Source organism: Micromonospora pallida, from assembly GCF_900090325.1.
Taxonomy (GTDB): domain Bacteria; phylum Actinomycetota; class Actinomycetes; order Mycobacteriales; family Micromonosporaceae; genus Micromonospora; species Micromonospora pallida.
This window is the reverse complement of record NZ_FMHW01000003.1, coordinates 33,657-57,406: the sequence shown is the minus strand read 5'-3', so window position 1 is coordinate 57,406 and position 23,750 is coordinate 33,657. Positions and strand designations below refer to the sequence as shown.

41 protein-coding genes are annotated in these 23,750 nt (G+C 73.0%); 35 read left to right on the top strand and 6 right to left on the bottom strand.

The features are described 5' to 3' along the window. Positions 1-2: 2 nt before the first annotated feature. The 16 genes from GA0074692_RS35495 to GA0074692_RS33255 all read left to right on the top strand — a co-directional run bounded on the left by GA0074692_RS35495 (position 3) and on the right by GA0074692_RS33255 (position 10,548). Positions 3-197: a hypothetical protein gene (locus GA0074692_RS35495; RefSeq protein WP_218106827.1), complete on the top strand. Its 195-nt coding sequence runs from the start codon at positions 3-5 to the stop codon at positions 195-197. Between the two features lie 25 nt (positions 198-222). After that, the gene (locus GA0074692_RS33330; RefSeq protein ID WP_091654597.1) at positions 223-633 is read left to right on the top strand and encodes a phage tail protein; all 411 of its coding nucleotides are present in this window, start codon (positions 223-225) and stop codon (positions 631-633) included. Positions 634-636: 3 nt separating this feature from the next. Then, complete coding sequence (locus tag GA0074692_RS36635) at positions 637-771, top strand: hypothetical protein (protein WP_281199160.1); 135 nt, start codon at positions 637-639, stop codon at positions 769-771. Positions 772-811: 40 nt separating this feature from the next. Further along, complete coding sequence (locus GA0074692_RS33325; protein ID WP_091654695.1) at positions 812-1,132, top strand: hypothetical protein; 321 nt, start codon at positions 812-814, stop codon at positions 1,130-1,132. Further along, a complete protein-coding gene (locus GA0074692_RS33320) occupies positions 1,132-1,683 on the top strand; it encodes a hypothetical protein (protein WP_091654692.1) in 552 nt (183 codons plus the stop codon). Before GA0074692_RS33325 ends, GA0074692_RS33320 begins: the two co-directional genes overlap by 1 nt. A 391-nt stretch (positions 1,684-2,074) precedes the next feature. After that, a complete protein-coding gene (locus GA0074692_RS33315) occupies positions 2,075-2,797 on the top strand; it encodes a hypothetical protein (RefSeq protein ID WP_091654689.1) in 723 nt (240 codons plus the stop codon). Further along, positions 2,716-3,978 (top strand): hypothetical protein, encoded by a 1,263-nt coding sequence (locus GA0074692_RS33310; protein WP_091654687.1) that lies wholly within the window; start codon positions 2,716-2,718, stop codon positions 3,976-3,978. Before GA0074692_RS33315 ends, GA0074692_RS33310 begins: the two co-directional genes overlap by 82 nt. Before the next feature lie 23 nt (positions 3,979-4,001). Continuing rightward, positions 4,002-4,334: a hypothetical protein gene (locus GA0074692_RS33305; protein WP_141725494.1), complete on the top strand. Its 333-nt coding sequence runs from the start codon at positions 4,002-4,004 to the stop codon at positions 4,332-4,334. An 11-nt stretch (positions 4,335-4,345) separates the two neighbouring features. Continuing rightward, positions 4,346-5,137, top strand: coding sequence for a hypothetical protein (locus GA0074692_RS33300; protein ID WP_091654682.1), 792 nt, complete (start codon positions 4,346-4,348; stop codon positions 5,135-5,137). Between the two features lie 1,901 nt (positions 5,138-7,038). Next, positions 7,039-7,368 (top strand): hypothetical protein, encoded by a 330-nt coding sequence (locus GA0074692_RS34425; RefSeq protein WP_141725493.1) that lies wholly within the window; start codon positions 7,039-7,041, stop codon positions 7,366-7,368. After that, positions 7,341-7,592 (top strand): hypothetical protein, encoded by a 252-nt coding sequence (locus GA0074692_RS34420; protein WP_141725492.1) that lies wholly within the window; start codon positions 7,341-7,343, stop codon positions 7,590-7,592. The genes GA0074692_RS34425 and GA0074692_RS34420 overlap by 28 nt, the downstream gene beginning before the upstream one ends. A 13-nt stretch (positions 7,593-7,605) precedes the next feature. After that, positions 7,606-8,079 (top strand): hypothetical protein, encoded by a 474-nt coding sequence (locus tag GA0074692_RS33280; RefSeq protein WP_091654584.1) that lies wholly within the window; start codon positions 7,606-7,608, stop codon positions 8,077-8,079. Between the two features lie 10 nt (positions 8,080-8,089). Further along, positions 8,090-8,323 carry a hypothetical protein gene (locus tag GA0074692_RS33275; protein WP_091654581.1) on the top strand — a complete coding sequence of 78 codons (234 nt, stop codon included), beginning with the start codon at positions 8,090-8,092 and terminating at the stop codon, positions 8,321-8,323. Positions 8,324-8,331: 8 nt separating this feature from the next. Beyond that, positions 8,332-9,228, top strand: a complete 897-nt coding sequence (locus GA0074692_RS33270) for a hypothetical protein (RefSeq protein WP_091654579.1) — start codon at positions 8,332-8,334, stop codon at positions 9,226-9,228. Positions 9,229-9,255: 27 nt separating this feature from the next. Then, positions 9,256-9,630, top strand: a complete 375-nt coding sequence (locus GA0074692_RS33265; RefSeq protein ID WP_091654577.1) for a hypothetical protein — start codon at positions 9,256-9,258, stop codon at positions 9,628-9,630. Between the two features lie 639 nt (positions 9,631-10,269). Further along, positions 10,270-10,548 carry a hypothetical protein gene (locus GA0074692_RS33255; protein WP_091654573.1) on the top strand — a complete coding sequence of 93 codons (279 nt, stop codon included), beginning with the start codon at positions 10,270-10,272 and terminating at the stop codon, positions 10,546-10,548. 424 nt (positions 10,549-10,972) lie between these two features. On the opposite strand, the gene GA0074692_RS33245 is transcribed toward GA0074692_RS33255, so the two are convergent. From GA0074692_RS33245 to GA0074692_RS35140, 4 genes are all read right to left on the bottom strand, one after another. After that, positions 10,973-11,392, bottom strand: coding sequence for an Rv1352/Rv1906c domain-containing protein (locus tag GA0074692_RS33245; protein WP_141725489.1), 420 nt, complete (start codon positions 11,390-11,392; stop codon positions 10,973-10,975). A 194-nt stretch (positions 11,393-11,586) separates the two neighbouring features. Beyond that, positions 11,587-12,108 (bottom strand): hypothetical protein, encoded by a 522-nt coding sequence (locus GA0074692_RS33240; RefSeq protein WP_091654566.1) that lies wholly within the window; start codon positions 12,106-12,108, stop codon positions 11,587-11,589. Between the two features lie 139 nt (positions 12,109-12,247). Next, positions 12,248-12,511: a hypothetical protein gene (locus GA0074692_RS33235; protein WP_091654564.1), complete on the bottom strand. Its 264-nt coding sequence runs from the start codon at positions 12,509-12,511 to the stop codon at positions 12,248-12,250. Continuing rightward, on the bottom strand, positions 12,508-12,675 hold the full coding sequence (locus GA0074692_RS35140) for a hypothetical protein (protein WP_176738763.1): 168 nt from the start codon (positions 12,673-12,675) through the stop codon (positions 12,508-12,510). Before GA0074692_RS35140 ends, GA0074692_RS33235 begins: the two co-directional genes overlap by 4 nt. 103 nt (positions 12,676-12,778) lie before the next feature. Here GA0074692_RS35140 and GA0074692_RS33230 point away from each other — a divergent pair, with 103 nt between their 5' ends. Both GA0074692_RS33230 and GA0074692_RS33225 read left to right on the top strand, forming a co-directional pair. After that, positions 12,779-13,057 (top strand): winged helix-turn-helix domain-containing protein, encoded by a 279-nt coding sequence (locus tag GA0074692_RS33230; RefSeq protein WP_245730836.1) that lies wholly within the window; start codon positions 12,779-12,781, stop codon positions 13,055-13,057. A 272-nt stretch (positions 13,058-13,329) separates the two neighbouring features. Next, entirely contained in the window at positions 13,330-13,668 is a 339-nt protein-coding gene (locus tag GA0074692_RS33225; protein WP_091654561.1) for a hypothetical protein, read from the top strand. Between the two features lie 298 nt (positions 13,669-13,966). On the opposite strand, the gene GA0074692_RS33215 is transcribed toward GA0074692_RS33225, so the two are convergent. Together GA0074692_RS33215 and GA0074692_RS33210 are read right to left on the bottom strand one after the other, a co-directional pair. Then, positions 13,967-14,770, bottom strand: a complete 804-nt coding sequence (locus GA0074692_RS33215; RefSeq protein WP_176738762.1) for a site-specific integrase — start codon at positions 14,768-14,770, stop codon at positions 13,967-13,969. A gap of 147 nt (positions 14,771-14,917) precedes the next feature. After that, on the bottom strand, positions 14,918-15,316 hold the full coding sequence (locus GA0074692_RS33210) for a helix-turn-helix domain-containing protein (protein WP_091654673.1): 399 nt from the start codon (positions 15,314-15,316) through the stop codon (positions 14,918-14,920). A gap of 136 nt (positions 15,317-15,452) precedes the next feature. Here GA0074692_RS33210 and GA0074692_RS33205 point away from each other — a divergent pair, with 136 nt between their 5' ends. The 17 genes from GA0074692_RS33205 (at position 15,453) to GA0074692_RS33125 (ending at position 23,670) form a co-directional block, all read left to right on the top strand. Further along, positions 15,453-15,689, top strand: a complete 237-nt coding sequence (locus tag GA0074692_RS33205) for a helix-turn-helix domain-containing protein (RefSeq protein ID WP_091654672.1) — start codon at positions 15,453-15,455, stop codon at positions 15,687-15,689. A 332-nt stretch (positions 15,690-16,021) separates the two neighbouring features. Next, on the top strand, positions 16,022-16,705 hold the full coding sequence (locus GA0074692_RS33200) for a hypothetical protein (protein ID WP_091654669.1): 684 nt from the start codon (positions 16,022-16,024) through the stop codon (positions 16,703-16,705). Beyond that, positions 16,702-17,121: a hypothetical protein gene (locus tag GA0074692_RS33195; RefSeq protein WP_091654666.1), complete on the top strand. Its 420-nt coding sequence runs from the start codon at positions 16,702-16,704 to the stop codon at positions 17,119-17,121. Before GA0074692_RS33200 ends, GA0074692_RS33195 begins: the two co-directional genes overlap by 4 nt. Next, positions 17,118-17,555, top strand: a complete 438-nt coding sequence (locus GA0074692_RS33190; RefSeq protein ID WP_091654663.1) for a hypothetical protein — start codon at positions 17,118-17,120, stop codon at positions 17,553-17,555. Before GA0074692_RS33195 ends, GA0074692_RS33190 begins: the two co-directional genes overlap by 4 nt. Then, positions 17,552-17,980, top strand: a complete 429-nt coding sequence (locus tag GA0074692_RS33185; RefSeq protein WP_091654661.1) for a hypothetical protein — start codon at positions 17,552-17,554, stop codon at positions 17,978-17,980. Before GA0074692_RS33190 ends, GA0074692_RS33185 begins: the two co-directional genes overlap by 4 nt. Continuing rightward, positions 17,973-18,212, top strand: coding sequence for a DUF6011 domain-containing protein (locus tag GA0074692_RS33180; protein ID WP_091654659.1), 240 nt, complete (start codon positions 17,973-17,975; stop codon positions 18,210-18,212). Before GA0074692_RS33185 ends, GA0074692_RS33180 begins: the two co-directional genes overlap by 8 nt. Continuing rightward, the gene (locus tag GA0074692_RS33175) at positions 18,209-18,451 is read left to right on the top strand and encodes a hypothetical protein (protein ID WP_091654656.1); all 243 of its coding nucleotides are present in this window, start codon (positions 18,209-18,211) and stop codon (positions 18,449-18,451) included. The genes GA0074692_RS33180 and GA0074692_RS33175 overlap by 4 nt, the downstream gene beginning before the upstream one ends. Continuing rightward, on the top strand, positions 18,448-18,744 hold the full coding sequence (locus tag GA0074692_RS33170; RefSeq protein WP_091654654.1) for a hypothetical protein: 297 nt from the start codon (positions 18,448-18,450) through the stop codon (positions 18,742-18,744). The genes GA0074692_RS33175 and GA0074692_RS33170 overlap by 4 nt, the downstream gene beginning before the upstream one ends. Next, on the top strand, positions 18,741-19,199 hold the full coding sequence (locus tag GA0074692_RS33165) for a hypothetical protein (RefSeq protein ID WP_091654652.1): 459 nt from the start codon (positions 18,741-18,743) through the stop codon (positions 19,197-19,199). The genes GA0074692_RS33170 and GA0074692_RS33165 overlap by 4 nt, the downstream gene beginning before the upstream one ends. Next, positions 19,196-19,603 carry a hypothetical protein gene (locus GA0074692_RS33160; RefSeq protein WP_091654649.1) on the top strand — a complete coding sequence of 136 codons (408 nt, stop codon included), beginning with the start codon at positions 19,196-19,198 and terminating at the stop codon, positions 19,601-19,603. The genes GA0074692_RS33165 and GA0074692_RS33160 overlap by 4 nt, the downstream gene beginning before the upstream one ends. Continuing rightward, positions 19,600-20,883 (top strand): hypothetical protein, encoded by a 1,284-nt coding sequence (locus tag GA0074692_RS33155; protein WP_091654646.1) that lies wholly within the window; start codon positions 19,600-19,602, stop codon positions 20,881-20,883. Before GA0074692_RS33160 ends, GA0074692_RS33155 begins: the two co-directional genes overlap by 4 nt. Then, positions 20,880-21,941, top strand: coding sequence for a hypothetical protein (locus tag GA0074692_RS33150; RefSeq protein ID WP_091654644.1), 1,062 nt, complete (start codon positions 20,880-20,882; stop codon positions 21,939-21,941). Before GA0074692_RS33155 ends, GA0074692_RS33150 begins: the two co-directional genes overlap by 4 nt. Beyond that, positions 21,938-22,147, top strand: a complete 210-nt coding sequence (locus GA0074692_RS33145) for a hypothetical protein (protein WP_091654643.1) — start codon at positions 21,938-21,940, stop codon at positions 22,145-22,147. Before GA0074692_RS33150 ends, GA0074692_RS33145 begins: the two co-directional genes overlap by 4 nt. Next, on the top strand, positions 22,144-22,338 hold the full coding sequence (locus GA0074692_RS33140; protein WP_091654640.1) for a hypothetical protein: 195 nt from the start codon (positions 22,144-22,146) through the stop codon (positions 22,336-22,338). Before GA0074692_RS33145 ends, GA0074692_RS33140 begins: the two co-directional genes overlap by 4 nt. Beyond that, the gene (locus GA0074692_RS33135; RefSeq protein ID WP_091654638.1) at positions 22,338-22,685 is read left to right on the top strand and encodes a hypothetical protein; all 348 of its coding nucleotides are present in this window, start codon (positions 22,338-22,340) and stop codon (positions 22,683-22,685) included. Before GA0074692_RS33140 ends, GA0074692_RS33135 begins: the two co-directional genes overlap by 1 nt. Continuing rightward, complete coding sequence (locus GA0074692_RS33130; RefSeq protein WP_091654635.1) at positions 22,682-23,383, top strand: 3'-5' exonuclease; 702 nt, start codon at positions 22,682-22,684, stop codon at positions 23,381-23,383. Before GA0074692_RS33135 ends, GA0074692_RS33130 begins: the two co-directional genes overlap by 4 nt. Continuing rightward, positions 23,383-23,670: a hypothetical protein gene (locus tag GA0074692_RS33125; RefSeq protein ID WP_091654633.1), complete on the top strand. Its 288-nt coding sequence runs from the start codon at positions 23,383-23,385 to the stop codon at positions 23,668-23,670. Before GA0074692_RS33130 ends, GA0074692_RS33125 begins: the two co-directional genes overlap by 1 nt. Positions 23,671-23,750: the final 80 nt, after the last annotated feature.

Here is a 23,750-nt window from a genome sequence, read left to right as displayed (position 1 = left end):
CGGTGACGATCCAGTCGGACGACGCGGCCGGCATGGCCACGCCCACCGACCGCCTGACCTTCACCGCGGCGACCGTCGCCGGCGGGCAAACGCTGCGCCTGGCCGGCCCGATCACCGACACCTACTACCGGGCGACCTGGACGGTGTCCGGGACCACCCCGAGTTTCCTGTTCGTCGTCGCGCTCGGCCTGGCCTGAGCCTCACAGATAGGAGTCACCCGCCATGCCGATCATGGTGCTCAAGGCCGCGTACGTGGCGCTCAACGGATCCGACCGCTCGGCCAACACCAGCAAGGCGGAGTTGAGCATGGAGGTGGAGGAGAAGGATGTCACGACCTTCGCGTCCAACGGCTGGAAGGAGGTGGCCGGCGGTCTGGCGTCCGGCGGGCTGGCGGTCACCTTCAAGAACGACCTCGCGGCGGCCGCGCTCGACAGCGTGATGTGGCCCCTGTTCGGCACGGTCGTGCCGTTCGAGGTGCGCGCGTCCAACGCCGTGGTGGGCACGTCGAACCCGAAGTACACCGGCAGCATCCTGATCAAGAACTGGACGCCGATCGCCGGTGCGCCCGGCGACGTCAACGAGGCGTCCTACACGTGGCCGACGTCCGGGCCGGTCACCCGCGCGACGGCCTGACCGGTGGACGCCGTCGTCATCGAGCCCGACCACCGGACTTTCACCCGCGTGGCGCGGGCCCTCGAGGAGGAGGCGTCCGACACCGAGTGGCGTACCGACCTGGCCGGTGCGCTGCACGCCGCTCTGGAGCCGGCGTGACGGCGGTACGTGGCGCGCTGATGAGCATGGCCACCGGCGGGTGGAGCACGCCGGTGAGCCGCTGCGCCAGGCGGTGGCCGCTGGCGTCGAGTCGATGGTTCGGCTCGACGGCCGCCGCGCCGGCGCGCGGATCCGCGCCCGCAAGACCCCCGACGTCCGGGGATTCGCCAGCGCTCCGAAGCGGCTCAACGCCCGGCGCGGCTGGCGGCACCCGGTCGGCGGCAACTACGACGTCTGGGTCACCCAGGTCGGCCGGCCCGGCTGGTTCGACGACACCCTACGGCCGCTGCGTCCGCGTCTGCGGGCGGCGGCCGCCCGCGTCCTGGACGACCGGGCGCGACGCATCTCACGGAGGTCCTGATGTACCTGGTTTACGCGCCGGAGGGCGGCGAAGAGCAGCGGTGGGAGTACAAGCCCGGCCGGCTGCGCGTGATGGAGATGGAGGCCATCGACCGGCACACCGGCCTGGCGTACGGCAGTGACTTCAAGGTGGCGCTCCTCAAGGGCCAGACCAGCGCACGGCGGGCGTTGCTGTGGACGTTCCTGCGCCGCCAGCACCCGACCCTGAAGTACAGCGACGTCGACTTCTACGACGACGAGCTGCGGCTGGAGCGCACCAAGAGCGAGGTGGAGGCCGCGATCACCGAGCTGGAGAACGTGCCAGACGGGGACCTCTCCCCGGAGGACCGGATGGCGGCGCTGATGGTGCTGCGTCAGCAGCTGGCCAAGGCCCGGAGGACCCCCGGGAAAAGCGGAAGCCTCGCCGAGCGGCGACACGACTACGCCGTAGACATCGCCGCGCTGCTGCACATTCCTCCGTCCGAGCAGGACCGGCTGACCGTCGACCAGTTCGAGCTGTGCTGCTCGCAGGTCGACAAGGCCCGCGAGGACATGCGCAAGCACTCCACCTGACCAGGGAGGTGACCCGTGTCGGATACCAGCCTGGTCTTCAACACCGTCGGCCGTGACCGGGGTGTGTCGGCGCTGCTGACCCGCACCGCCAGCCAGGTACGGGCGGCGAACCTCGCCAGCGCCGCCAGCACGGTGGTGATGGGTGGGGCGATGGCCTCGGCGGCCGCGCACGGCATCGCCCTCGCGGCGGCGGTGACCGGCGCGGCCGGCGCGGTATGGCTCATGCCCGGCGCGGTGGCGGCCACCACCGCCACGGTGCTCGCCGGCACGGCGGTCACGATGGGTCTGGGCGAAGCGTGGGACGCCACCGGCCGGGCCGCCACGACCGGGGGTCTGCGGCGACGGCGGCCGCCGGCGCGTCACCGCCGCCCAGCGGGAGCACCGCAGCGCCGTGCAGGCCCTGGCCGACGCGCAGCGCGCCGCCCAGGCCGCGCAGGAAGCGGTCACCCGGGCCCGCGCCGACGAGGTCGAGCGGCTCGAAGATCTGTCCCGCGCGGCCGCCGACGCGCGCCTCGACGAAGAGGACGCCGTCGACGCCGTCAGCGACGCCGAGCGGGAGCTGGCCGAGGCGCGCAGCAGCGGCAACCTGGAGCGCATCGACGACGCGGAACGGGCCTACCGGCGGGCCGAGCAGACCCTGGCCAACGTCCGCGACCGGGTCAGCGACCTCGCGCGGGAACAGGAACACGCCGGCCGGGTCGGGGTGGACGGCAGCGACCAGGTCCAGGCCGCACTGGACCGGCAGGCCGAGGCACAGCGGCAGGTCGACCAGGCCGCCCAGCGCGTCGCGGACGCCCTGGACGCCGTGCGGGAGGCGTCGACGTCGGCGGCCGCCGCCATCGACCCGGCCACCGAGGCACTCAACCGGCTGTCGCCGGCCGGCCGGGCGGTCATCACCACCCTGCGCGACCTCCAGCCAGCGTGGAGGGCGCCGCCCGGGTCGGTCAGCAGCGCACGTTCGCCGGCGTCGCCGGGGATCTGCGGGACCTGTCCGGCCTGTACCTGCCCGGGGTCACGTCGTGGCTGGGTCGGATGGGCGGTGCCTTCAACACCGCGATTCGGCAGTCTCTCGGCCTGGCGCAGACCCGGGACACCGTGCGGGACGTCGACCTGATCCTGGACAACACCGCGACGTCGTCGGACCGGCTGGCCGCAGCCGTCCGGCCGATCGTGAACGGGTTCCTTCAGTTCGCCGCCGTGGGGTCCGGGTTCCTGCCCGGCATGGCCGGCGACGTCGGCACCCTCGCCACGCGGTTCGAGCAGTGGGCGATTGCCTCTCGCCAGTCCGGGGACGCGCAGCGGTGGATGTCCACCGGCCTGACCGTGCTCCGCCAGCTGGGCGAGGTCGCCTGGAACGTCGTCGCGTCGGTGCGGGCGGTGGTCGGCGCCGGCGACAACGGCGGATCCACCCTCGACTTCCTGGTCCAGGGCAGCGCGGCGATGCGTGCCTGGTTGGAGTCCGCCGAGGGCCAGCAGCGCGTCGGGGAGGTGCTGACCACACTCCGGTCGATCCTGACCGGTGTCGGCGAGGTCCTACCGGTGATCGCCGGCCACGCCGACACGTTCAACGACGGGCTGAACGTCACTGGCGAGGTGGTCAGCTTCGCCGCCGGGCACCTGGACACCCTGGCGAAGATCCTGCCGATCGTGGCGGCCGGGTGGGTGATCTCCCGGTCCGCGCAGACCGCCGCCAACATCGCCTCGGTGATCGCCCTGCCGATCCGACTGGCCGAGGTCGCCGCCAACTGGGGGATGCGGTCCGCCCTGAACGCGCACACCGCCGCCCTGACCGCCAACACCACCGGCAAGCGGGGCGCCACGGTGGCCACCGCGGCGTCGACGGCCGCGACCACCGCCGGTGACGCCGCCACGAAGAGGTCAGTGTGGAGCATCAACGCGCTGTCCGGGGCGATGCTGCGGGCCCGCGCGGCGATGGTCGTGGCCACCGTCCAGCAGTGGGCTCTCAACATCGCGCAGATGGCGTCCCCGACCACGTGGATCGTGCTGGGGATCCTGGCGCTGATCGCGGTCATCGTGTTGATCGCAACGAAGACGCAATGGTTCCAGCAGGCGTGGGACTGGGCGTGGAGCGGCATCAAACGGGGTGCTGAGGCCGTGGGCGACTGGTTCGTGCACACCCTGTGGGAGGACTGGATCCTCGGGGCCTGGAACGGCATCACCAACGCCGGCAGCCGCGCCCTGGACTGGTACCTGAGCCTGCCCGGGAAGCTGCTGCGGGGCCTGGCCAAGGTCGGCGACATCCTCGCCGCCCGTTCAAAGCCGGCTTCAACATGATCGCGTCGTGGTGGAACCGCTCGGTGGGCCAGCTGTCGTTCACTACGCCGTCCTGGGTGCCGGGCATCGGCGGCATGGGCTGGGCCATGCCGCAACTGCCGATGCTCGCCCGGGGCGGCTACCTGCCGCACGGCGGCGCCGCGATCGTCGGCGACGGCGGAGAGCCCGAGGTCGTCGACTTCCCGGCCGGCGCGCGGGTCACCCCGCTGTCGCAGGTCGGCGCCGCCGGCGGGACCACGGTGTTGGAGATCCACTCCGGCGGGACCCGGCTCGACGACCTGCTGGTGGAGATCCTCCGCCGGGCCATCCGCAGTCGCGGCGGCAAGGTCCAGGTCGTGCTGGGCACGAGCAGATAGGAGGACGGGCCGTGACGCAGTCTCCGCAGGACGTCGTCGTAGAGCTGTACCTCGGCCCGGTGCTGGGCTGGGTCGACATCACCGACGACGTCCGCCTCGGGTCTGCCGACTCCGGCGGTGGCATCACCATCAGCCGCGGCCGCCGGGGCGAGGGACAGCAGACCGAGCACGGCAGCGCGGACCTGGTCATCGCCAGCCCCGGCGGCCGGTACAGCCCCCGCAACCCGCGCAGCGTCTACTACGGGCTGCTGGGACGGAACACCCCGGTCCGCGTCGGCGTGCGGCAGCTCGTCGACGCGTTCGACGATCGGACCGTGGCCGCCGGGTGGGGACCGGACTGGACCAGCTTCGGTGCCGGCGGCACCGTCGCCCCGACCGACGCGTCCGTGTCCGGCGGGATGGCCCGCGCGTACGTGCCGGCCACGGCATCGTTCCGCGCCAGCTACTACACCGACATGACCATCGTGGACGCCGAGGTCGTGGTGACCGTCGACATGTTCATCTCCAACGTCGTCGGCGGGGCGGTCGAGCCGGCGAACATCATGTTCCGGGTCCAGGACCTGTCCACGTACTACCTGTGCCGGATGGAGGTGTCGGCGGCCGAGGTCGTCAGCGTGTCGATCCACCACTCCACCGGCGGCACCATCGTCGCCCCAACGCCGGTGCCGGGGCTGCTCTTCGCCGGGCAGCCACTGAAGGTGCGCGCGTCCTGCGTCGCCGACCGGCTGGCGGTCAAGGTGTGGACCCGGCCGCCGGCGGCGAGCCGGCCGGCTGGCAGGCCACCGCCGTGGACACCCGCCTGACCGCCCCGGGTACGTCGGGATCCGCTCCGGCGTCGCCGGCGGCAACACCAACACCCTCCCGTGGAGTTCCGCTACGACGACCTGGAGGTCATCGACCGGCGAGCGTGCATGGAGGTGTCGTCGTGGCCGGCCGCTGGGACATCTCCGGCACCGACGTGTGGACCCCGATCCAGGCCGCCGGGATCCTGCGCCGCCTCGGCCAGGGCGCCAAACCCCTCGACTCGGCGCTGTACCGGCGCCTGCCGCGCACCAACCCGACGGCGTACTGGCCCCTCGAAGACCCGGCCGGGTCGTCGTCGGCCCGGTCGGCCGTCGCCGGCGTGCCGAACATGACCGTGTTCGGATACAGCAGGTTCCAGGTCCCGGGCACCGGTGGCCAGCCCGCCCGGCCGCCGGGCTGCCCCGGTTCGCCACCGGCGAGGACATCCCGGGTCCGCCCCGGTGCCGGACTGGTCGGAAGGTGGCGTGCTGGTCGGCCGGCCGCCGGTGCCCGCAGCGGGTACGCAGTCGTGGCGGGTGGCGCTCGTCGCCGTGTTTCCGCGCGACCGGGGCGCCAGCGGTACTTCCTTCTTCGGCTGGACGACCAGCGATGGCCAGTACACGCAGTGGAATCTGTCGGCCACGGCGACCCAGCTGTACGTGTTCGCCGCCGATCCGGTGACGATCATCAACGGGTACCGGATCCCGTCGGCCGACATCAATTTGTTCGATGGATTGCCGCACTTCATCGAGATCGAGGCCAAGACGGTGGCCGGCCTGCTCGACGCCCGCCTCTACATCGACGGGTGGGAGTACGGCTCGATCGAGACGCTCTCCGCGCCGAACCTGGTGCATCCGCCCGGCTGGGTCACCGGCGTCATCCCAACGTCAAGGAGTGGACCGCCGAGAGCGCGGGGAACATCGAGGGCATGCCCCAGATGGGGCACCTCGCGGTGTGGCAGCCGTCCGCCCCGATCAGCGGACACGTGGAGGCGATGCGTGCGCACGCCGGCGAGACGGCCGCCGACCGGATCGCGCGGCTCTGCGCTGAGCAGGGCATCCCCGTGGCCGTCACCCGCGGCCGGACCCGTCGGCGGCGATGGGCCCGCAGCGGGCCGTCACCATTCTGGACCTCCTACGGGAGTGCGAGGACGCCGACGGAGGTGTCCTCGGCGAGGCCCGCGAGCAGATCACCCTGATTTACCGGACGCTCGGGTCGCTGTGCAACCAGCAACCCCTGGCGGTGGACTACGGGCACCTCGCGCCGCCGTTCGACCCGGTCGACGACGACGACCAGGTCCGCAACGACGTCACCGCGAGCCGGCCCGACGGCGGGACCGCGCGGGCGGTGCTGGAGGCCGGGCCGCTGTCCATCCAAACCCCGCCGGCCGGGGTTGGCACCTACGACACCAGCCTGACCGTCAACGTCGGCACGGACGAACATCTGCCCAGCGCCGCTTGGTGGCGGCTGCACGTCGGCACGTGGGACGAGGCCCGTTACCCGACCGTCCGCGTCGACCTGACCGCCAGCGCCTGGACAGCAGACCCGGCCCTGGCCAGGCAGGCCGCCGCCGTGGACACCGGCAGCGTCGTCGACATCGACGGACTACCGGAATGGCTGCCGCCCGGGCCCGCGTCGCTCATGGTCCAGGGCACCGTCGAACGCCTCGACGCCTACGACCGGACCCTGGACTGGACGGCCACACCGGCCGGCCCGTACACCGTGGCCACCGCCGACGGGCACCCCGCGCACCCGCTGACGGGTCCGCCCTCGCGGCCGACATCACCGCGTCGGCGACAACCGTGCAGATCGCTTCCACGACGGCATGGACGACGGAGGCGCAGGACTTCCCGATCTCTGTGCGGGTCGGCGGAGAGCGCGTCGACCTCGACGCCGCGGGCATCGTCCTCAACGACAACCCGTGGTTCCTCACCGGGGCGGACGGCTGGTCGGGGCGTCCGCGTCGGTCGTCTGGACGGACGCCGTCACCCGGCCCGGCACCCGGTACGGGTCGCTTCAGATCACCGTCGCCGGCGGCGGGTCCGGCGGTGCCACCGCCAACGCGCCATACGCCGACGTGACCCCCGGTGCCCGGTACCGGGCCGTCATGTGGGCGTACGTCACCGCCGGCACGGTGACGCTGGGCCCGGCGGTGGACTGGCGCAACGCCGCCGGCATGTACATGACCACCGCGGTGCCCACCCCACAGCGGTGCCGGCCGGCGTGTGGACGCCCCTCGAGGCGATCGTGACCGCCCCGGCGCTGGCCGAGTTCGCGGCGATGCGGGCCCGGCACGACGGCGCTACGCCGGCCGGGGTCGTCTACTACGTGACCGCCATGACCCTGGCCGCCGAGTCCGGGACGTTGTCCAGCCCGCAGACGTACACCGTCACCCGAGACGTCAACGGGGTCGCCCGGGCCTGGCCGGCCGGCACCCCGGTGGACGTATGGACCCCCGCCGTGGCAGCCCCGTGAGGAGCACTGACCGATGACCGCACCGATCCCGATCGCCTCCGGCATGAGGCTCACCCCGGCCCGACTCAACTTGCCGGCCTGGACGCCGTACACGCCGACCTGGACCGCCCAGACGACCAACCCGGTGCTGAGCAACGGGACGCTGATCGGCCGGCACCGGTACCTCGACGCCGAGACGGTGCAGGTCCGCATCGTGCTGCGCCCCGGGTCGACCACGACCTACGGCTCCGGCCAGTACCGGTTCGCGCTGCCGGTGCCGGCGGTCGCTGGGGGCCCGGACCCGCTCCTGCAAGCGACCTGCCTGATGGGTGGGGCGCTGTATCGGCTGGTCGGGTGGGCCAACGCGGCGACTGCGGCACAGTCGTTCGTCTCGATGTACCGGGACAACGCCACCACGGAGCAGTTGAGCGCCTGGAACAACACCGCGCCGATCGCGTTCGCCAACGGGCACAGCTTCGGCATGTCCGGCATCTACTACGTCGCATAGGAGGCGACCAATGCACGTCACGCGGAAGCACCCGGCGCTCCGATACGACGGCACCAACGCCGCCGAGGTGCTGAACGCTCTGGGTGGCTACGAGCTCGTGTCCGAGGCCGACGGGGTGCTCACGGTGCTGTCCCTGATCGGCGGCGGTCCCCTCGCCATCACCGCGGAGTGGGTGATCGTCGACGGCTGGCCGTACTCGCCGGAGCAACTCGCCCAACAGTTCTACGTCGTGCCGGAAGCCTGAGGAGAGCCATGCCGACCTACGCGCAGTTGCAGGCCGAGCCGTACTGGGGCCGGGAGATCACCACACCGGAGGTGGACTGGCTCGGCGACGAGCTGTGTCGGCGCACCGGCCGGCCCCGGTCCGCGTGCGGCACGAAAGGCGACAACCGGCACCTAGGCGGGGCACACCGCTCGCAGGAATGGATCAAGTGGTCGAAGTACTGCACGAACCGCTCGTACACGGTGCAGTCCGGGTTGACCGCCGAGCAGGAGCGGCACCTGGCCGGGATCGACTTCGTACCCGGCGAGTGGGGCAGCGATCGCAACCGCCGGCTGATGGTCGAGCAGACCGGCCGCCTGGTCGACGCGCTCGTGTCCGGCCGGCTGGCCGGCGTGCGCGAGGTGATCGGCACCCTGGACGGCCGCACCGTCGTCGGCGTACGGGCCGACGGGTCGACGTTCAGCAGCGACGACAGCCATCTGGACCACTGGCACCTGACCCTGGACCGGCGGAAGTGCCGGGACAAGCAACTGATGGAGCGCATCGTCGCGGTCGCGCTCGGAGAGGACGACGACATGGATGCGAAGCAGTTCCTGGCCATCCTGAAGGACCCGGCCGTCGCGCGGGAGATGCGCGCCCTGCCCTGGCAGTACGTCGGCGGTGGCATCCCCAAGGGCGTGAGCACCCTCGGCGTACTGAACGAGATCGTGCTGACCGGCCGGGCGACGGCCGCGCGGGTCGGCGCGGACCTGGTCGACGAGCGGCAGCTGGCCGCCGACCTGGCCCCGGCGCTGCTGGCCGTGCTCACGCCGGAGGCGATCGCCGCGGCGATCCCCGACACCCTGGCCGGGCAGGTCGTCGACGTCCTGGCCGCGCGGCTCTCCGCCGACAAGCGACCCACCGTGGTCACCGCCGAGACGGACTGACCACACCAGTAGCAAGGGAGCGTCCCGGTGGACGAAATCACCAATGCGGAGCTGGCCAGACGGCTGGACTCGATGCGCAGGGACGTTCACGACGACCTGACAGCGATCCACCGCCGCCTGGACAGCTACGTGCTGCGCGAGGTGTACCAGGCCGAGCAGAAAGGCCAGGAGACGCGCATGTTGGTGATGGAACGTGAGCTGGCCGGGCTCCGTACGGCCATCGACGCAGCCGAGGAGAAACGAGCGGCGGACAGGAAGTCCGACGACGAGAAGCGGACGACGGAGAGGAAGGCCGCCGACGACAAGAGGACCGCCGACCGGCGATTCATGGTCGCTATGGTCGGGCTGCCGGTGCTCGCCCTCATCGTCCAGATCCTGCTGGCCTTCCGGAGCCCGACGTGACCGGCCGCCGGTGGGTGCCGTCGCCGGCCGCCGTGGCCACCACCGCGGCGGTCGTCGTGGCGGCCGGCACGATCGGCTGGGTCACCCACGAAGTGCAGTTGTCCCGCGTCCAGGTCGCCGCGCTCGCCGGCGCGCTCGACGAGCAGCGCCGCCAGGCCGAAGACGCCGGCCTGGACCCGGTCGCCCCGCCGCCCGACGAAATCCTTCGGGATCCCCGGCCGGGTCCGCCCGGACCGTCCGGGCCACCTGGCGACCCGGGCCGCGACGGCCGGACCGGCAGCCCCGGACCTGCTGGGCCCGCCGGATCACCCGGGCCTACCGGCTCGCCCGGCCGGCCCGGACCGTCCGGCCCACCCGGGCCCGCCGGCGGCACCGGACCCGCCGGACAGCCAGGCCCGGCCGGACCACCCGGACCAGCGGGCCCCGCCGGACCGGCCGGGCCCGCCGGCGAAGACGGCCAGGACGGCGCCGACGGAGAGCCGCCGGCCAGCTGGACGTGGACCGCACCGACCGGCATCACTTACCGGTGCGTCCGCGACCCGGACTCCCCGGACGACGCACCGACGTACACCTGCACAGCAACGACCAGCCGCCGGTAACCCCGGCGGCTTCCTGTTTCGCCACCTGATCGGAGGATCCATGTCGACGACGTCCCGCCGGCCACGGCCGGTGATCATCTACGCCGCGACCATGGCCGGCCTGACCACGCTCACCGGGTACGCCGGCCTCGACCAGCTCATCCCCGCCCAGGCCGTGGCCTGGCTCGCCCTGGCGACCCTGGTCGTCGGCGCGGTCGGCGGCGTCCTGGTCCAGAGCCAGGTGACCCCAGTCGCCGATCCCCGCGACCAGTACGGTCGGCGGCTGGGCGCCCCCTCGCCGGGTGGCCACCTGTCCGGCGACGTCAGTCCCGGCCGGTAGACTCCGTGCCGCGGTGCTCCCGGTGGATCCCCGGGCAGCGCCGACCAAACGACTGACGGCCCCGATCTCCCTGGCGGAGGTTGGGGCCGTCTTGTCGTGTCCGCCCGTTCCCGAGCGGGGTACGGCACCGCCCGGTCGTCGGATGCGGCGTAATCGACGAAAGCCGATAGTGGGTAACCAGCCCGTCCGCCTCAGCGTTCCCCCCGTGATGCTGAGCCGGCGGGTGGGCCGGCCGGGCTCGGAGGTGGTGTCCCGGCCGGCCCTCTTGCTGTCCGGGCCGGACGTCGGTGGCCTGCTGACCGTGGCCGCCCCACCGCCGCTCGGGTGTGGCCGGCGGCTGGAGAGTGGCCGCGTCGACCCAGTCAGCGTGCCCGGTCGAGCCGAGGTGGGGCAAGCGGTGGACCGAGCCTGTGGATAACTCTGGTCACGCCGGGTCGCTGCGGGTCCACTCGCAGCCGTTCGACACCTTGAAGCCGCGGTCGGTGGACTTCACCGTCACCCGGGCCGTCTCGCCCGGCGTCGGGTTGCCCTCGGCGATGATGGAGTCTGGTTCGCCGAAGCTGCGCAGCCTCGCCCAGTAGCACGGGTGCCCGTGGTCAGCGGGCACGGTGGTCGAGTAGACACCGGCCTGAATCTCAGTGCCGACCTCGTAGATCCGATCGCGCAGAGCGGCATCCGGTCCGGCCAGCGGCGGCTCGGTGGTGGGCACCGGGTCGACGGGCGTCTGGTCAACGATGGCGGTGGTGGGTGACGGGTCGGCGAGCGGGTCCTGGTCGTCGCTGCCGCAGCCGGCGGCGGCGAGTACAGCGACGGCGATCAGCGCGGCGGCAGCGTGGCGTCTCACCTGCGGCATCCTAGCGTTCGATGTCCACAATGGGTGCCGGATGCGTTACGCAGACGGAAGAAACCCGTCCCCGGCCTGCCTGGCTGGGGACGGGTCATCTCGTCACATGGAGGTGGTGGGCTGGCCGGATCCTTCGCACATCCGCCGGCTGCCCTCCGGCTGGTGGGGTGGGCAGGGACGGCCGGGGGGCGGTCCTACGCGCGCCCCGCAGACAGAGCATTTACTTTGAGGTGCCATTCGCGGACTCCTTCAGGAATGTGGTAGTCCGGGTATTGATCCTCTTCTGGCTCACCGCCCGCCCCGCCCGGCCCGCATGCCGACGTGCCGCGCAGGTAGATCACGTCCCCGTCGCGGGCGGTGATCCGGAGAGCGGCGGCCACGGGGACCACGGTGCCGGGCTGGCTGCACAGCTCCCACGACTTGAAGACGTCCGGCTGGGCGAAGTCGAGGAGATGATGGGCGAACATGAGCCCGCGAGCTGCACGCAGCTTCGGCGGCGGCATCTCGCCGGGCAGCGGCACCGGCGCGGCCTCACGGTGCGGTACCTCGCCCCACAGCATGGTGCTCGACCCGGACCGGTACCAGATCCTGACCCCGGCGGGAGACTGGCCGCCCGGAGCGGTGTCCCGACCGTACCGGGTGATGTCGGTGACGTCTGGGTGCTCGGCGGCACGGTGGAGCGCCTCGATGACGTCCAGGGCCTGTGACAATTGCACGGGATCTCCTGCTCTGGTCGGTATCTGTACAGCTCAGGGCCGGTGCGGACGGTCGACGGAGGCCCCCGGCTCCCGCACACCGGCCACCGTACCGGCTGGGCGGTGGTGGGCTCCGAGCGGCACACGCCCGCTCCGAGGGTCAACGCGTCCATGTCACGAACCTGCCGAACAACTGGCCGTCGACGTCCGGCGAGATCTCGTGCACGGCTAGGTGCAGTACAACGCCCATGTGCATCGACAACCCCACCTTGTCCCCGGCGAACGTGCCGTGCAGCTCGGTGCGTCCCGCCGGGCACGGCCACGGTCCGGCGCACACCTGGCAGTCCCACGACGGTCGGGCCGGCTGGTGCCGTCCTCCCGGGTTGACCGGTGGTGACAGCAGCCGTTCCACCAGCGCGCTCACCAGGCGATCCCGACGACGACCAGGACGAGGACGATCAACGCGCAGGCCAGCCCGGAGGCGTACTGCCGGCGGGTCACCGGCGACTGGACCGGCCGGGGCGGCTGGGGGACGGTGTCGCCGTCCGGCACTGGTCCCGGGCTGGCGTACCGATAGTCAGGCACCACGCGGATCACCTCATCTAACGCAAGATCATCAGACGATTACTGTCCGCAGCCTACCCAACCTCCATAGGTAGGTGGTCGCACGCATTGCTGCCCGGTTGTCCAGATGATGCAATTCCTGGCGCCCAATGCCCAGGAGACAGCCGACCTCATGCCCCGCCGGATGACCTTCGTTCAGATCGCGGACGACCTGGCCGCCCGCATCGAGTCCGGCGAGTACCCGCCTCACACCGAACTGCCGAGCACCCGCCAACTGGCCGTGCTCTACTCCGTCTCGGTGGGCACGATCGACAAGGTCCACATCGTACTCAGGCAGCGCAATCTCACATACGGCGTGCCGGGCCGGGGTGTGTTCGTAGAGGAACGCGCCGAACGTGAAACGTGACGGCATGAACGAAATCCGACACACAGTAACGAGCGGCGTTCCACTTCACACCGTGCCGGCGTGATCAACATTCAGTGATCAACAGGTGCCCAATGAGCACTCGCGCCGACCACAGCGAGTGACACATAGCACGCGGGAATCCCATCCGCCACCGGATCACAGAACGGCATCAACTGGCGCTGAAACTGGACCTGACCTGGGCCTTTCGCCAACGCCTGCACGAGGTGTTCTATCGGATCCTCCACTAGCGACTAAGGAGGATGAACACCCCTATGCCCCACCGCACCCCGGACCACGCTGTCGTCTTCGTACCTGCCCGCATCGCCGACCCGGCCGAGTTCGCCGCCGCCGCGGCACCCAGCCTGGAAAGAGTGGAAGCATGCGGCTACGTATTCGCCGGCATCGTGCGTACCTGGGACGACGCCCAGCACATGATCAACGGGGGACGGGCGCACGTGGTGATCGTGGCGGACATGGGACACCTTCCCCGGGACCGGCGGCCGCGCATCGAGGCGGCCACCGACCCCGTGCCCTTTGAGCCTCGCCCCGAACAGTGTGTGCCGTCGGAGGTGGCCAGCCAGCGCCGCCGCCGGCCGCGACGCATCCGGTAGTCCCGACACGAGAAAGCGCCCCGGACCGTGGCGGTCTGGGGCGCTTCGTCGTGTGCCGGTCAGCTTCCGTCTGGCCGCAGCTTGTACACAGGGCACCGTCCCTGGTGCCGAGGTCCGCCGCAGAACGTGCACGGGCCGCGCTGCCCGCCGTCGGGCAGACCGCAGTAGCCGGTGTCACCCCATGGTCCGCCGGTGAACACCTTCACGGCTGCGCGGCCGCAGGTGCACCGTTCGCCCGGCTCGGCTAGCCGCTCGCCGTAGGCCTCGATGGTCGTCATGAGGGCGTCCTCTCGACAGGTCAGACCGGCAGTGGCAGGGCGCGCACCGCAGCCGCCGCCGCCCCCGCCGCGGCGGCCACGTACACCTGGGTGGTGTTCGGTGAGGCGTGGCCGAGCAGATCCTGAACGACACGCAGATCCCCGCCCGCCGCCTGGTACACGTACGTCCCGTACCAGTGCCGTAGACGGTGCATCGTGACGCTGGGGTGCCCGAGTACCGCGAGGTGCCGGTTTCCGCGCCCCTGGACGTCTCTGCGGTTCGCGCGGGCAGTGTCGTAGTACCGGCGGGCGATGGGCCCGGCTGGGAGGTCGCGGATCGCCGCCCAGACGGCCGGATGGGTGGGCACGGTGCGTTCCTTGTCGCCCTTGCCGAGGATGTAAACCACGTGCTCGGTGACGTCGGCGCGGTCGAGTCGGGAAATCTCAACGCACCGCAGTCCGCAGCCGGCGGCGAGCAGGTACCACACCCGGCACGGATCCTGCGCGCGGGCGAGGATGTCGGCCAGCTCTTCGTGTGTGCATGGGCGGGGGGTGCGCTGGCGGACCCGGGCGCGCGGCAGTTGCCGGGACGGGTCGTAATCTAGCCACGGGTCGTGCTCGTCGGTCGCCCAGGCGAAGAAGGCCTTGGCTGCGGCCCGGTAGAGCGCCACCGTGGCCGGCTTACGGCCCTCAACGTAAATCTGCGCGCGCAGCTCGTCGGCGCACGCGTACGCGAGGCCCTCGGGGAGGGTCCGGTCGAGCCGGGCCAGCATGCCGACGTACGTGTCGACGGTCGCCTCGGCGCGGCGAAGATCTTGTAGGTGCCGCACGAACGCGCGGATCATTTCGTGCGAGTGCGGTGCATGGGCTGGGGTTACGGTGAGCATCGGATCGCCTCCCGTTGGCGGTCAAGCGCCCGGGCGCGGCGATGCCCCGCCGCCCCGGGCGTGTTACGTGCAGGTGTCGATGGTGTGACGGATGTCACCCGGCGACTATCGGCCGACGGGGCGGTTGATCGGGGTGGGGCGGCGACGGCTCGCCGGAACGGAGGACGTCGGCCGGGTGGACTCGGCGGCGGATCGGCCCTTCGGCCGGGAGGCGGCCGGGCGCGCCGGAGAGGTCGCACGAACGGCCTGGTCAGCCGAACGACTGTTAGGACGCACCTTATCCGCTGGCAGCAGATCGGTAACCGTGACTCCCAGCACTTCCGCGATGCGCTCCAGGTCGTCCAGGTCGAACGCCGTCTCACCTCGCAGGCGCCGGGAGACGTACATCTCGGACCGCTCAATGGCGCGGGCCAGCTTCGCGCCGCTCATGCGGCGTCGGCCGAGGTGGGCGCCGATCTCTTCGGCCACGAGGTGGCGGAGGTGGGCGCGGGTCGCAGTCTCCATGAGCGCAAGTATCTAACGCTGAGCGTTCCAAAGCAAGGGTGCTGTGAGCGACCGCCCACGCTTCGCGGTCTGATCTAACGGACACCGTTAGGATCTACCCTTGACATCTAACGCTGACCGTTAGAAGGTATCGGTCATGACCCAGCCAGCAACGCTCACCGAGGTAGTTCTCGGCGAGATCCGGGCGGAGATGGGTCGGCAGAAGATGACCGGCCGAGCGGTCGCCGAGGCGATGGGCGTGACTCACGTCTACGTGTCGCGTCGGCTCAGCGGCACGGTGCCTCTCACTCTTGCCGACCTGGACCGGATCGCCGTCGCGCTGTCGGTGCCCGTGACCGACCTGTTCCCCCGCCAGATGGCGTCGGCCGCGTGAGCCCCGGTCCGAAGGGCCCCGGCAACCCTCGCCCGTCGACGACGCCGCGCACGCCGCGCACGCCGCCCAGCCCCGTACCCGTCAGGCCCGGTAGCCCGAAGCGGCCCTAGTCCCCGAGTCGGGCGTCCGTGAGATCCGCGCCGGACGCCGGCCCGGCAGCAGAAACGCGGACCACCTGGACAGAGGTGGTCCGCGTCAGGGATCGACCAACCGAAGGAGCAGGTCGAGATGACCAAGAGTACCGCCCGTGGGGCGGACGAGACTCCGGCCACCCGGCCGGAGACGGGGGTGGCGCCCGTCGACGTCGCCGCCCCGTCCAGGACGTCGACCAGGTGGCCGCGCAGCGGTCCCGCTCCGTGGCGGAGATCGCCGCCGCGGCGTACGTCCGGCCGATGGCTCCGGCCCGGCCGCAGCTGCCGACGTGCGGCGGTCCAGCCACCCTCCGCCTGGAGATCGCCGAACAGGCGGGCAGCACCGTGGCCGCCGCCGTCATGGTCTGCTCGGGGGACCTCGACGCGGTGACCGCCGCGATCGAGGCGACCGGCCGGGTGGTCACCCCGTGGGCCGGCGTCGACCCGCCGAGCGTGTGCGGAATGTGGGTGGACGGTGCCGGGATCCCGGTGGCCACGCCGACCGGGACGCCGGGCCCGCTGCCGGCGGCCGCGCCGGTGCCGGTCGCCGGCCAGCGGGTGGCACAGCCGGCCCGGGTGCAGATGAGCCGCGCACGGGTGCTCCGGCTGGTGTCGGACATGTGCTACGCGGCCGACCGTCCGGCGCTGCCGGCCCCCGACACGGTGCGGTTCTTGCACGGCACCGAGACGGTCGTCATCACGTGCGGCACGGTCGCCGAGGCCGCCGCGTGGGCGGCGGAGATCGACGCCACCCCGGCCAACGAGCAGCGGACCATCGTCGACGGCCAGCCGACGCACCTCTACACCGCGGCGGCGCTCTGGCGCGGTAGTGCGGTGGTGGTGTCGGCGTCGGTGCCGCTGCGTCCGATGGGGGCGGCAGCATGACCGGCGGGAAGGCGATCTCGTTTCAGCCGGGTGAGCTGGTCCGGATCGAGATCGACCGGGCCACGGTGGTCCGTCGTGGCGGTCCGGGGCACCTGGTCCTGGCCGTCGACGGCGTCCAGCTGCCGGCGCTGCTGGTCGACCTGGCGGGCGTGCGCGTGGAACGGGTCGCGCCGGCGGAGTGGCCGCCCGTGCCGGGGGACCTGTGGCGGGCCGACGACGAGGGCGTGTGGTTCGCCCACCTTTACCGCACGTCCGGGACGTACCCGCGTACCGAGCTGCGGATGATCCCGATGCACGACGACGGGGGCCGCTACTCCTTCCCGGACAAGCTGCTGGCCGTGCAGGGCCCGATGCGCCTGGTCCACCGGGAGCAGGCCGACCCGACCGGCGACGAGGCGACCGGGGATCGGTCGTGAGGGCCGGGATCGTGCGCGGCATCGCGCTGGCCGCGCCGGAGGTGGCCGGGCTGCTGCTGGTGACCCTGCTGGTGGCCGCGATCTGGTGGTGGGGTCACCGGGCCGACCGGGGGTGGCCGCGCCGGCGCGCCCTTGGCGCGCACCGGACGGCGGGCCCGGGGGTGCGGCCCGGGCCCGCGCTCACCGCGGCGGCCGGTCTGGTCGCCGTGGTGAGCGCGCTCGCCCTCGGCTGGCCCGGGGACGCCGGGCCCGGCACCTACGCGCTGATCACTGTGCTGTTCCTGGGCTGGGTCAGCGCGGCCGCGGTCTGCGCTGCCTTGGCCGCCGAGCGCGCCCGAACGGCCCGGTACCGGGCGATGCGCGCCGCCGCCGGGCCCCTGCCCGGTCGCGGCCGCGCCGTCGACGACCTCGCCATCCCGGAGGTGTTCCGATGATCGACCTGACCACCTACCTGGTCAGCGTCCTGGCCGCGCTGCTCGTGGGCGGGCTGCTCGCCGCCGTGATGGTCGCCCTCGCCGCGCGGGGCCGGCAGCTCGACGAGCGGGACCAGGCGGCCCAGGCGTACCGGGACCTGGCCGCGCTGGCCCACCGCATGGTCCAGCCGGACCAGCGGGAGGCGCTGCGGGCCGGCGCGGCCCGAATCTGGACGGCGTGGCAGCCGGACTGCCCGCCGGCGATCGACCCGCCGCCGGAACACGCACCGGCCTACGTACACCGGCTGCTCGACGTGCTGGCGGGCGGGCCGCTGGACCTGTCCGGCGTGTGGGTGCCCGCAGACGTGCGGGGTCGGATCCGAGCCGTCCTCGCCGGTCCGGACGCCGTGCCGCCGTGGACACGGCCGGGTGCCAGCGATGGGTGAGCAGCACCCGGTGACGTGCATCGACTGCGGCCGCCCGGTCCGTACGCCTGCGTCGCGGGCCCGTCGCATCGGTGAGGGCTGCTGGCGCGAGCGCAAGGCCGCCGCCCGCGCCGCCGCTGCCGAGGCCGCCTCGGCCACCCTGCCCGGCATGTCCGGGCGGGGTGGCCGCCCCGGGGCCGGACAGGAACCGATCGACGGCCTCGGCGACCTCGGCGACGGGGCGGCCCGATGACCGCCCGCCGCCGGCCGGCCCGGCCGTCCATCCGCCCGCACCCGCTGGTGCCAGATCCCGACATCGGACTCGACCACGCCGACCGGCCCACCTGCAAGACCTGCCGGATGGTCGGCCGGGTCGGGGACTCCCGCCACCCGGACCCGACCGCCCCGCCCCGGCAGCTGCCCGCCGCGCTCGCTCAGGCCGCCCAAGAGCTCGATGCCGCGATCCTCGGCGAGCGGGAGGACCCGTGGTGACCGAGACTCCGCCGCCGTGGCCCGGCCAGGCCCTGCGTCGGCCGCCGGTCCCGGCCGCCGACCCGCCCACCCTCGTCCAGCCGGCCGCCGTCCCCGCCGACCTGGCGGCCGCCGGCCGGCACCACGCCGGCGACGACGCCCACCGCGACCCGCGCGGCTGGTGGTGGACCGCCCGGCCGCACCCGGCCGACTGGCGGCCACCGACCCCGGACCGTCTGCCGGTCGCCCCGGACGGCCCGACCCTGCGTCTCGACCTGGCGGCCATCGCGCAGACCCGAGAGGAGCACCGGTGAACGACTCGCGCACCATCTCGACGACCCACCTGCCCGCATCGGTCGACCCGGACCGGGTGCTGGCCGTGTGCGCCGTGATGGGCTGGCCCGACGACCGAGGCGAGCAGTACCAGGCCGACGCCGCTCTCATGCCGGCCGAGGCGCACTACCGCCTGGCCGAGGAAATCGTCCGCGCCGTCGACCAGGTCGGCCCGTCCGCCGGTCACGTCCTGGAGATCACCGCCGACGACACTGCGGCGCTCACTCACCCGCCGGTCTGCTTCGTGCCCGACCAGGCCGGCGGCGACACCGGCCTGGTGTGCCTGCTGGCCGACCTGGTCGACGAGCAGGTTCCGCTGGGCGACCTGGCGGCCGGCCGGTACGAGATCGCGCTCAACGACCTCGGCGACCGGGTATCGATCGGCGACCGGATCGACGGGCGCCGCCCCGGCACCGGACAGGACGGCCGGCCGTGACCGACCACACCCACCGTCAGCTGACCGACGAGCAGCTGAGCCAGGCGGCCGCGTCCCGTCCCGGGTACGCCACCTACCCCGAGTACCAGCCCGACCAGCCCGAACGGCTCGCCTGGCACTGGCGCGACGACATCAAGCCGCCCGTCGACGTCCACCGCGCGCCGGCCGCCCCGGCCGCGCCGGCGCCGTCGACCGCTGCCGGCGTCGTCACGGACCGGCAGCTGCCCGCGCGGATCGGCCGGTTCGTGCCGTCGCCGATCCGGATCCCGGGCCGGCCGTGGTGGCGGCCCCGCTGGCACTGGCTCGTGGCCACCCGCGAAGGAATCCACACCGGCTACACCTGGACCGAGTCCGGCGCGCACCGGCTGACGGCCCGGTACTCGAGCAAGGCGGCGGGCCGGTGACCGCGACGGTGGAGATCCGGTCGACCGAGCCGGTCGCGCGGGCCCGCGCGGAGCGGATCCGGCGAGGGTTGCAGGAGTGGCTGGAGACGGTCCAGGAGATCGCGCTGGCGTGGGAGCGACGGGACTGGGAGGTGCTCGGCTACGCCACGTGGGACGACTACGTCGACCAGGAGATCGGCGCGCAGCTTCGCCTGCCGGAGGTGCACCGCCGTCAGGCCGTGACCGCGCTGCGTCAGGTCCACATGTCGACCCGCGCGATCGGCACCGCCCTCGGTATCAGCCACTCCACCGTCGCGCGGGACCTGGCGTCTGTCTCAGGTGAGACAGACGCCGTGCTCCCCGAGACGGTCCGGTCCCTGGACGGGCGGGAACGACCGGCGACCCGACCACCGGCCGCCCCCGCCGCTGAGGCCGAGGCGACCCCGGCCGTCAACGAGCTGGACGGCCTGGGCGAGCAGTACCACCAGGACCCGGCGGCCCGGATTGCGGCGGTCGCCGAGGTGGCCCCGGAGTACGTGCGCCGCGTCGACACCCCGCCGACGGCGGGCCCGGCCGACACCGACGAGGTGTGGATCGCCACCGCGCGTCGGGGCATCCAAGCCCATGCTCCGCTGGCGGAGGAACCGTTCACGCGGTGCCGGCGGTCGACCCGTAACGGGCTGATCCTGCCCGCCGGGCAGGCCTGCGAGCGGCACGCCGTGACCTGGTGCGCCACCTGCTGGACCACGCCCACCGTGGCCCCGGCCGTGCCCGCCATCGAGGAGCACCCGGCACCGGTGCCGGCGTCCGTGCCGGCCGTCGACGTCGTCGACGAGCCCATGCCCGCCCCGGCGCCGACTTCCCCCGGCGCCGGGGCGGGCGTCCCCGCCCCGTCCGTCGCCAAGCAGACGCTGACGCTGGCTCAGATCGGCCGACTCCGCGTCGTGCTCCGGCACATCCGGCAGACCGGCGCCCGCCCCGGGCCACGCCAGTACGAGCTGCCGTTCACCCCGCCGCCGGGTGTGCCCGATCTGAGTCGGGCCGACCTGGTCGACGTGCAGTGGTGGGACGACGACGGCTATCTCGCCGTGCGCTACCTGCGCAGCGGCAGCAACGGCAGCCGGTACGAGCAGCACGGCGTCGACCTATTCGTCGGCAGCATCGACCAGGCCGTGGACGTGCTGTGCGCGCTCGGGATCCTGCCCGCCCATCTGTCCAGCGTGTACGCCGCCGGCGTGGCAGCCGGGATGCGCGGCGGTGACGCGATCGACGGCCACCTCGCCACCCCGGAGGACCGATGAGCGACACCCTGCCGGTCTACAAGTCGGGCGAGCTGCCCGAGGGCCTGGCGACGATCTCCATGCTGCGCCGGATGCGCCGCCGGCCCGCGCTCGGCCAAAGCGCGGTGGCCACCCTGCGATACCGGCCGCACAACCGGTACGAGTACGCGCCGCTGTACGAGATCGCCGCCGCCCAAGAGCTGCCGCCGCTGCCACCGGGCCGGCAGGCCGCCTTCACCGCCGTCCGAACGTGCGCCCGCTGCGCGGCGACCCGCGACACCCCGTGGCCGGTGTCGTCGCACAGCGACCGCCGCCTGTGCCCCGGCTGCGTCCGGGCAGAGCGGCTCGCCGCCGCCCGCCCGTCCTGGAACCGGTTGCGCGCTGGCGCGGTCGCGTGGGCCCGGGAGGTGCTCGCGGACCCCGACAGCGTGCTGCTCGCGCTGTGGCGGCTGGACTGGGGATGCCCGATCGAGCTGTTCGCCGCCACCCTCGACGGCCGGGTCCTCGTCGACGTCCTGGTCCAGCCCGACAGCCCTCGCACCGGACTGGCCCGCACCCCCGGGGCGGTGGACGCGGCGGACATCGTGCCGTACCTGATGCCTCTGGCCGGTACCCGCGCGGTCCACATCATGACCAGCGGTTCCCTCTCCGGCCGCTTCAACTGGTCGGACAGCCCCACCGATGCCCTCGCCAGGGCCAGCCGCACCTGGTGGCACGACCCGGATTTGCTCGGCGGGCCCGTCATCCGGCAGCACCGCGACGACGAGTTCGGGCAGCGGTGGACCGACTGGCACGCCCGCACCTGGTCCAACGGAGAGGGCCTGTGGCGCGGCAACCACGGCCGCAGCGGCCTGGCCGACGTGCCCGTCCCCGGCCCTGCCGAGTCGGCCAGGGCCCTGAAGAACGCGATGTGCGGCGGCCTGGTCTACATGGCCCTCGACAAACACCCTGACGGACCGCCCGCGTGCCCGTGGCTGCCCCCGACCGGCCTGACCACCTGCGGCGCCGACCCCGGCCCCGACGGGCTCTGCCCGCAGCACGCGGACGACCGACGCGACGCCCAGGGACAGCGACGGTGACCCACGACGAACTGCTGACCGCGCTGCTGGTCGAGCGGTACGGGCCGCCGCCATTGCCGCCGGCAGCCCCGCCGCACCAGGTCGACCAGGCCCTTGCCGTCCCGGCCGCCCCGCCGCCGACCGCCGACGGTCGGCCGCTGCCGTACGGGCGGCACCGGCGTCGGCACCTGGTGCTGCTCGACGGCGGGGCGGAGGCCGCAGCGTGACCGCCCTGGTGTGGAACCGGAACAACGTGGCCGCCCGGTCCGGCCGGTGCCGGCACTGCGGCGGGTCAACCCCGCTGCGCGACGACGAAGGCCGCCCCTGCCACAAGGTGTGCGCCGAGCAGGCGCTGACGACCCAGCTGGAGACGGCGACGGCCGCCTACCAGACCAGCACGATCGGAGATCCAACCTGATGAGAACCGACCTCACGGTGCACGACGCCGTGCTGCTCGACGCCGTCGAGCGCGGCCGCGTCCACCACGACCCGCTCTTCGACGAGGACTTCGAGCAGATCCCCGACGATGTCGGCGCCCGCCGGGCGGGTCACCGCATGGAGCCGCTGAAGCAGGCGAATCTCGTCCAGCTCGACGACGCGGCCGACCCGAACGGCATGCGCCTGTACCGGCCGACCCCGCACGGGCGGGAGGTGCTCGAGGAGATCCGCGCGGTCGTCGCCTCGACGACCCAGCGCGCGGTCGACACCTACCGCGACTATCTGGCGTCGACCGGCGGCGGCGAGCACCCGGGTGGTGACCGGTGACCCTCGTGTTCCTGGACCTGGAGACGACCGGGACCGACCCCGACGCGCACCACGTGTGGGAGGTCGCCGCGATCGTCCGGGGCCACCGTGACCGGCGCTACGACGGTCTGTGGCACGTCATGATGCGGCCTCGGCTGGCCGCCGCCGACCCGGCCGCCCTGCGCGTCGGCCGGTACTACGAGCGCGCCACCGCCTACCTGTCCGACCCGGACGTCCAGGCGCACGTGGTCGACCGGCCGCTGGAGATGCACCCCTTCGTGCCGATCGGCAGAGCGGTGACGCGGCTGGACGTGGCCCGCTGGCTGGCGGTCATCCTCGACGGGGCCACCCTGATCGGCGCCACCCCGTCGTTCGACGCCAACTTCATGGCCCGGTTCCTTCGCTCGCACTGGCAGGCCCCGACCTGGCACCACCGTCTGGTCGACGTGACCACCCTCGCGGCCGGCTACCTGGCTGGCCACCGCGACGGCTACAACACCTCCGCGCGTTGGCTCGTCGACGCGCACCACGGGGCCAGCGGGGGCGGCTGCGCCCTGGCCGACCCCGAGCTGGACACCAGCGCGGTCCCGGGCCCGCCGTGGCGGTCCACCGACCTGGCCGCGCGGCTGGGCGTCGTCGGCGAGCCGGAGGCCCGGCACACTGCCGTGGGCGACGCCCGGTGGGCGATGGCCGTCTACGACCAGGTGGCGGGGACCTGATGCGCCGCGGCTACCGGGGCCGCCCGGCGTGGGAGACGGACATCGCCGTCCGGCAGGCCGGCAGTCCGGAGGAAGCCACCGATCGGGCCCGGAAGGGCCGGGCGCTCGTCGACGCCGCCCTGGCCGGAGAGAAGCCGCCCGAGGCCGCCGAGAAGCCAGCGGCCCGGGTCGCCGGCTACGAGCAGGTGGCCTGCTGTGTCTGCTACCGGCCCGTGTGGGGCCTGCCGGGCTCGCGCTGCGACTCCTGCCCGCCCGATGCCCCACCGGACACCTCATTCGTCCGCTGACCACCAATCCATGTGGCGCGGCCGCCCCGGATCGCGGGTGGCCGCGCCAAGCCATACGGGGAGATCCATTGAGCAAGATC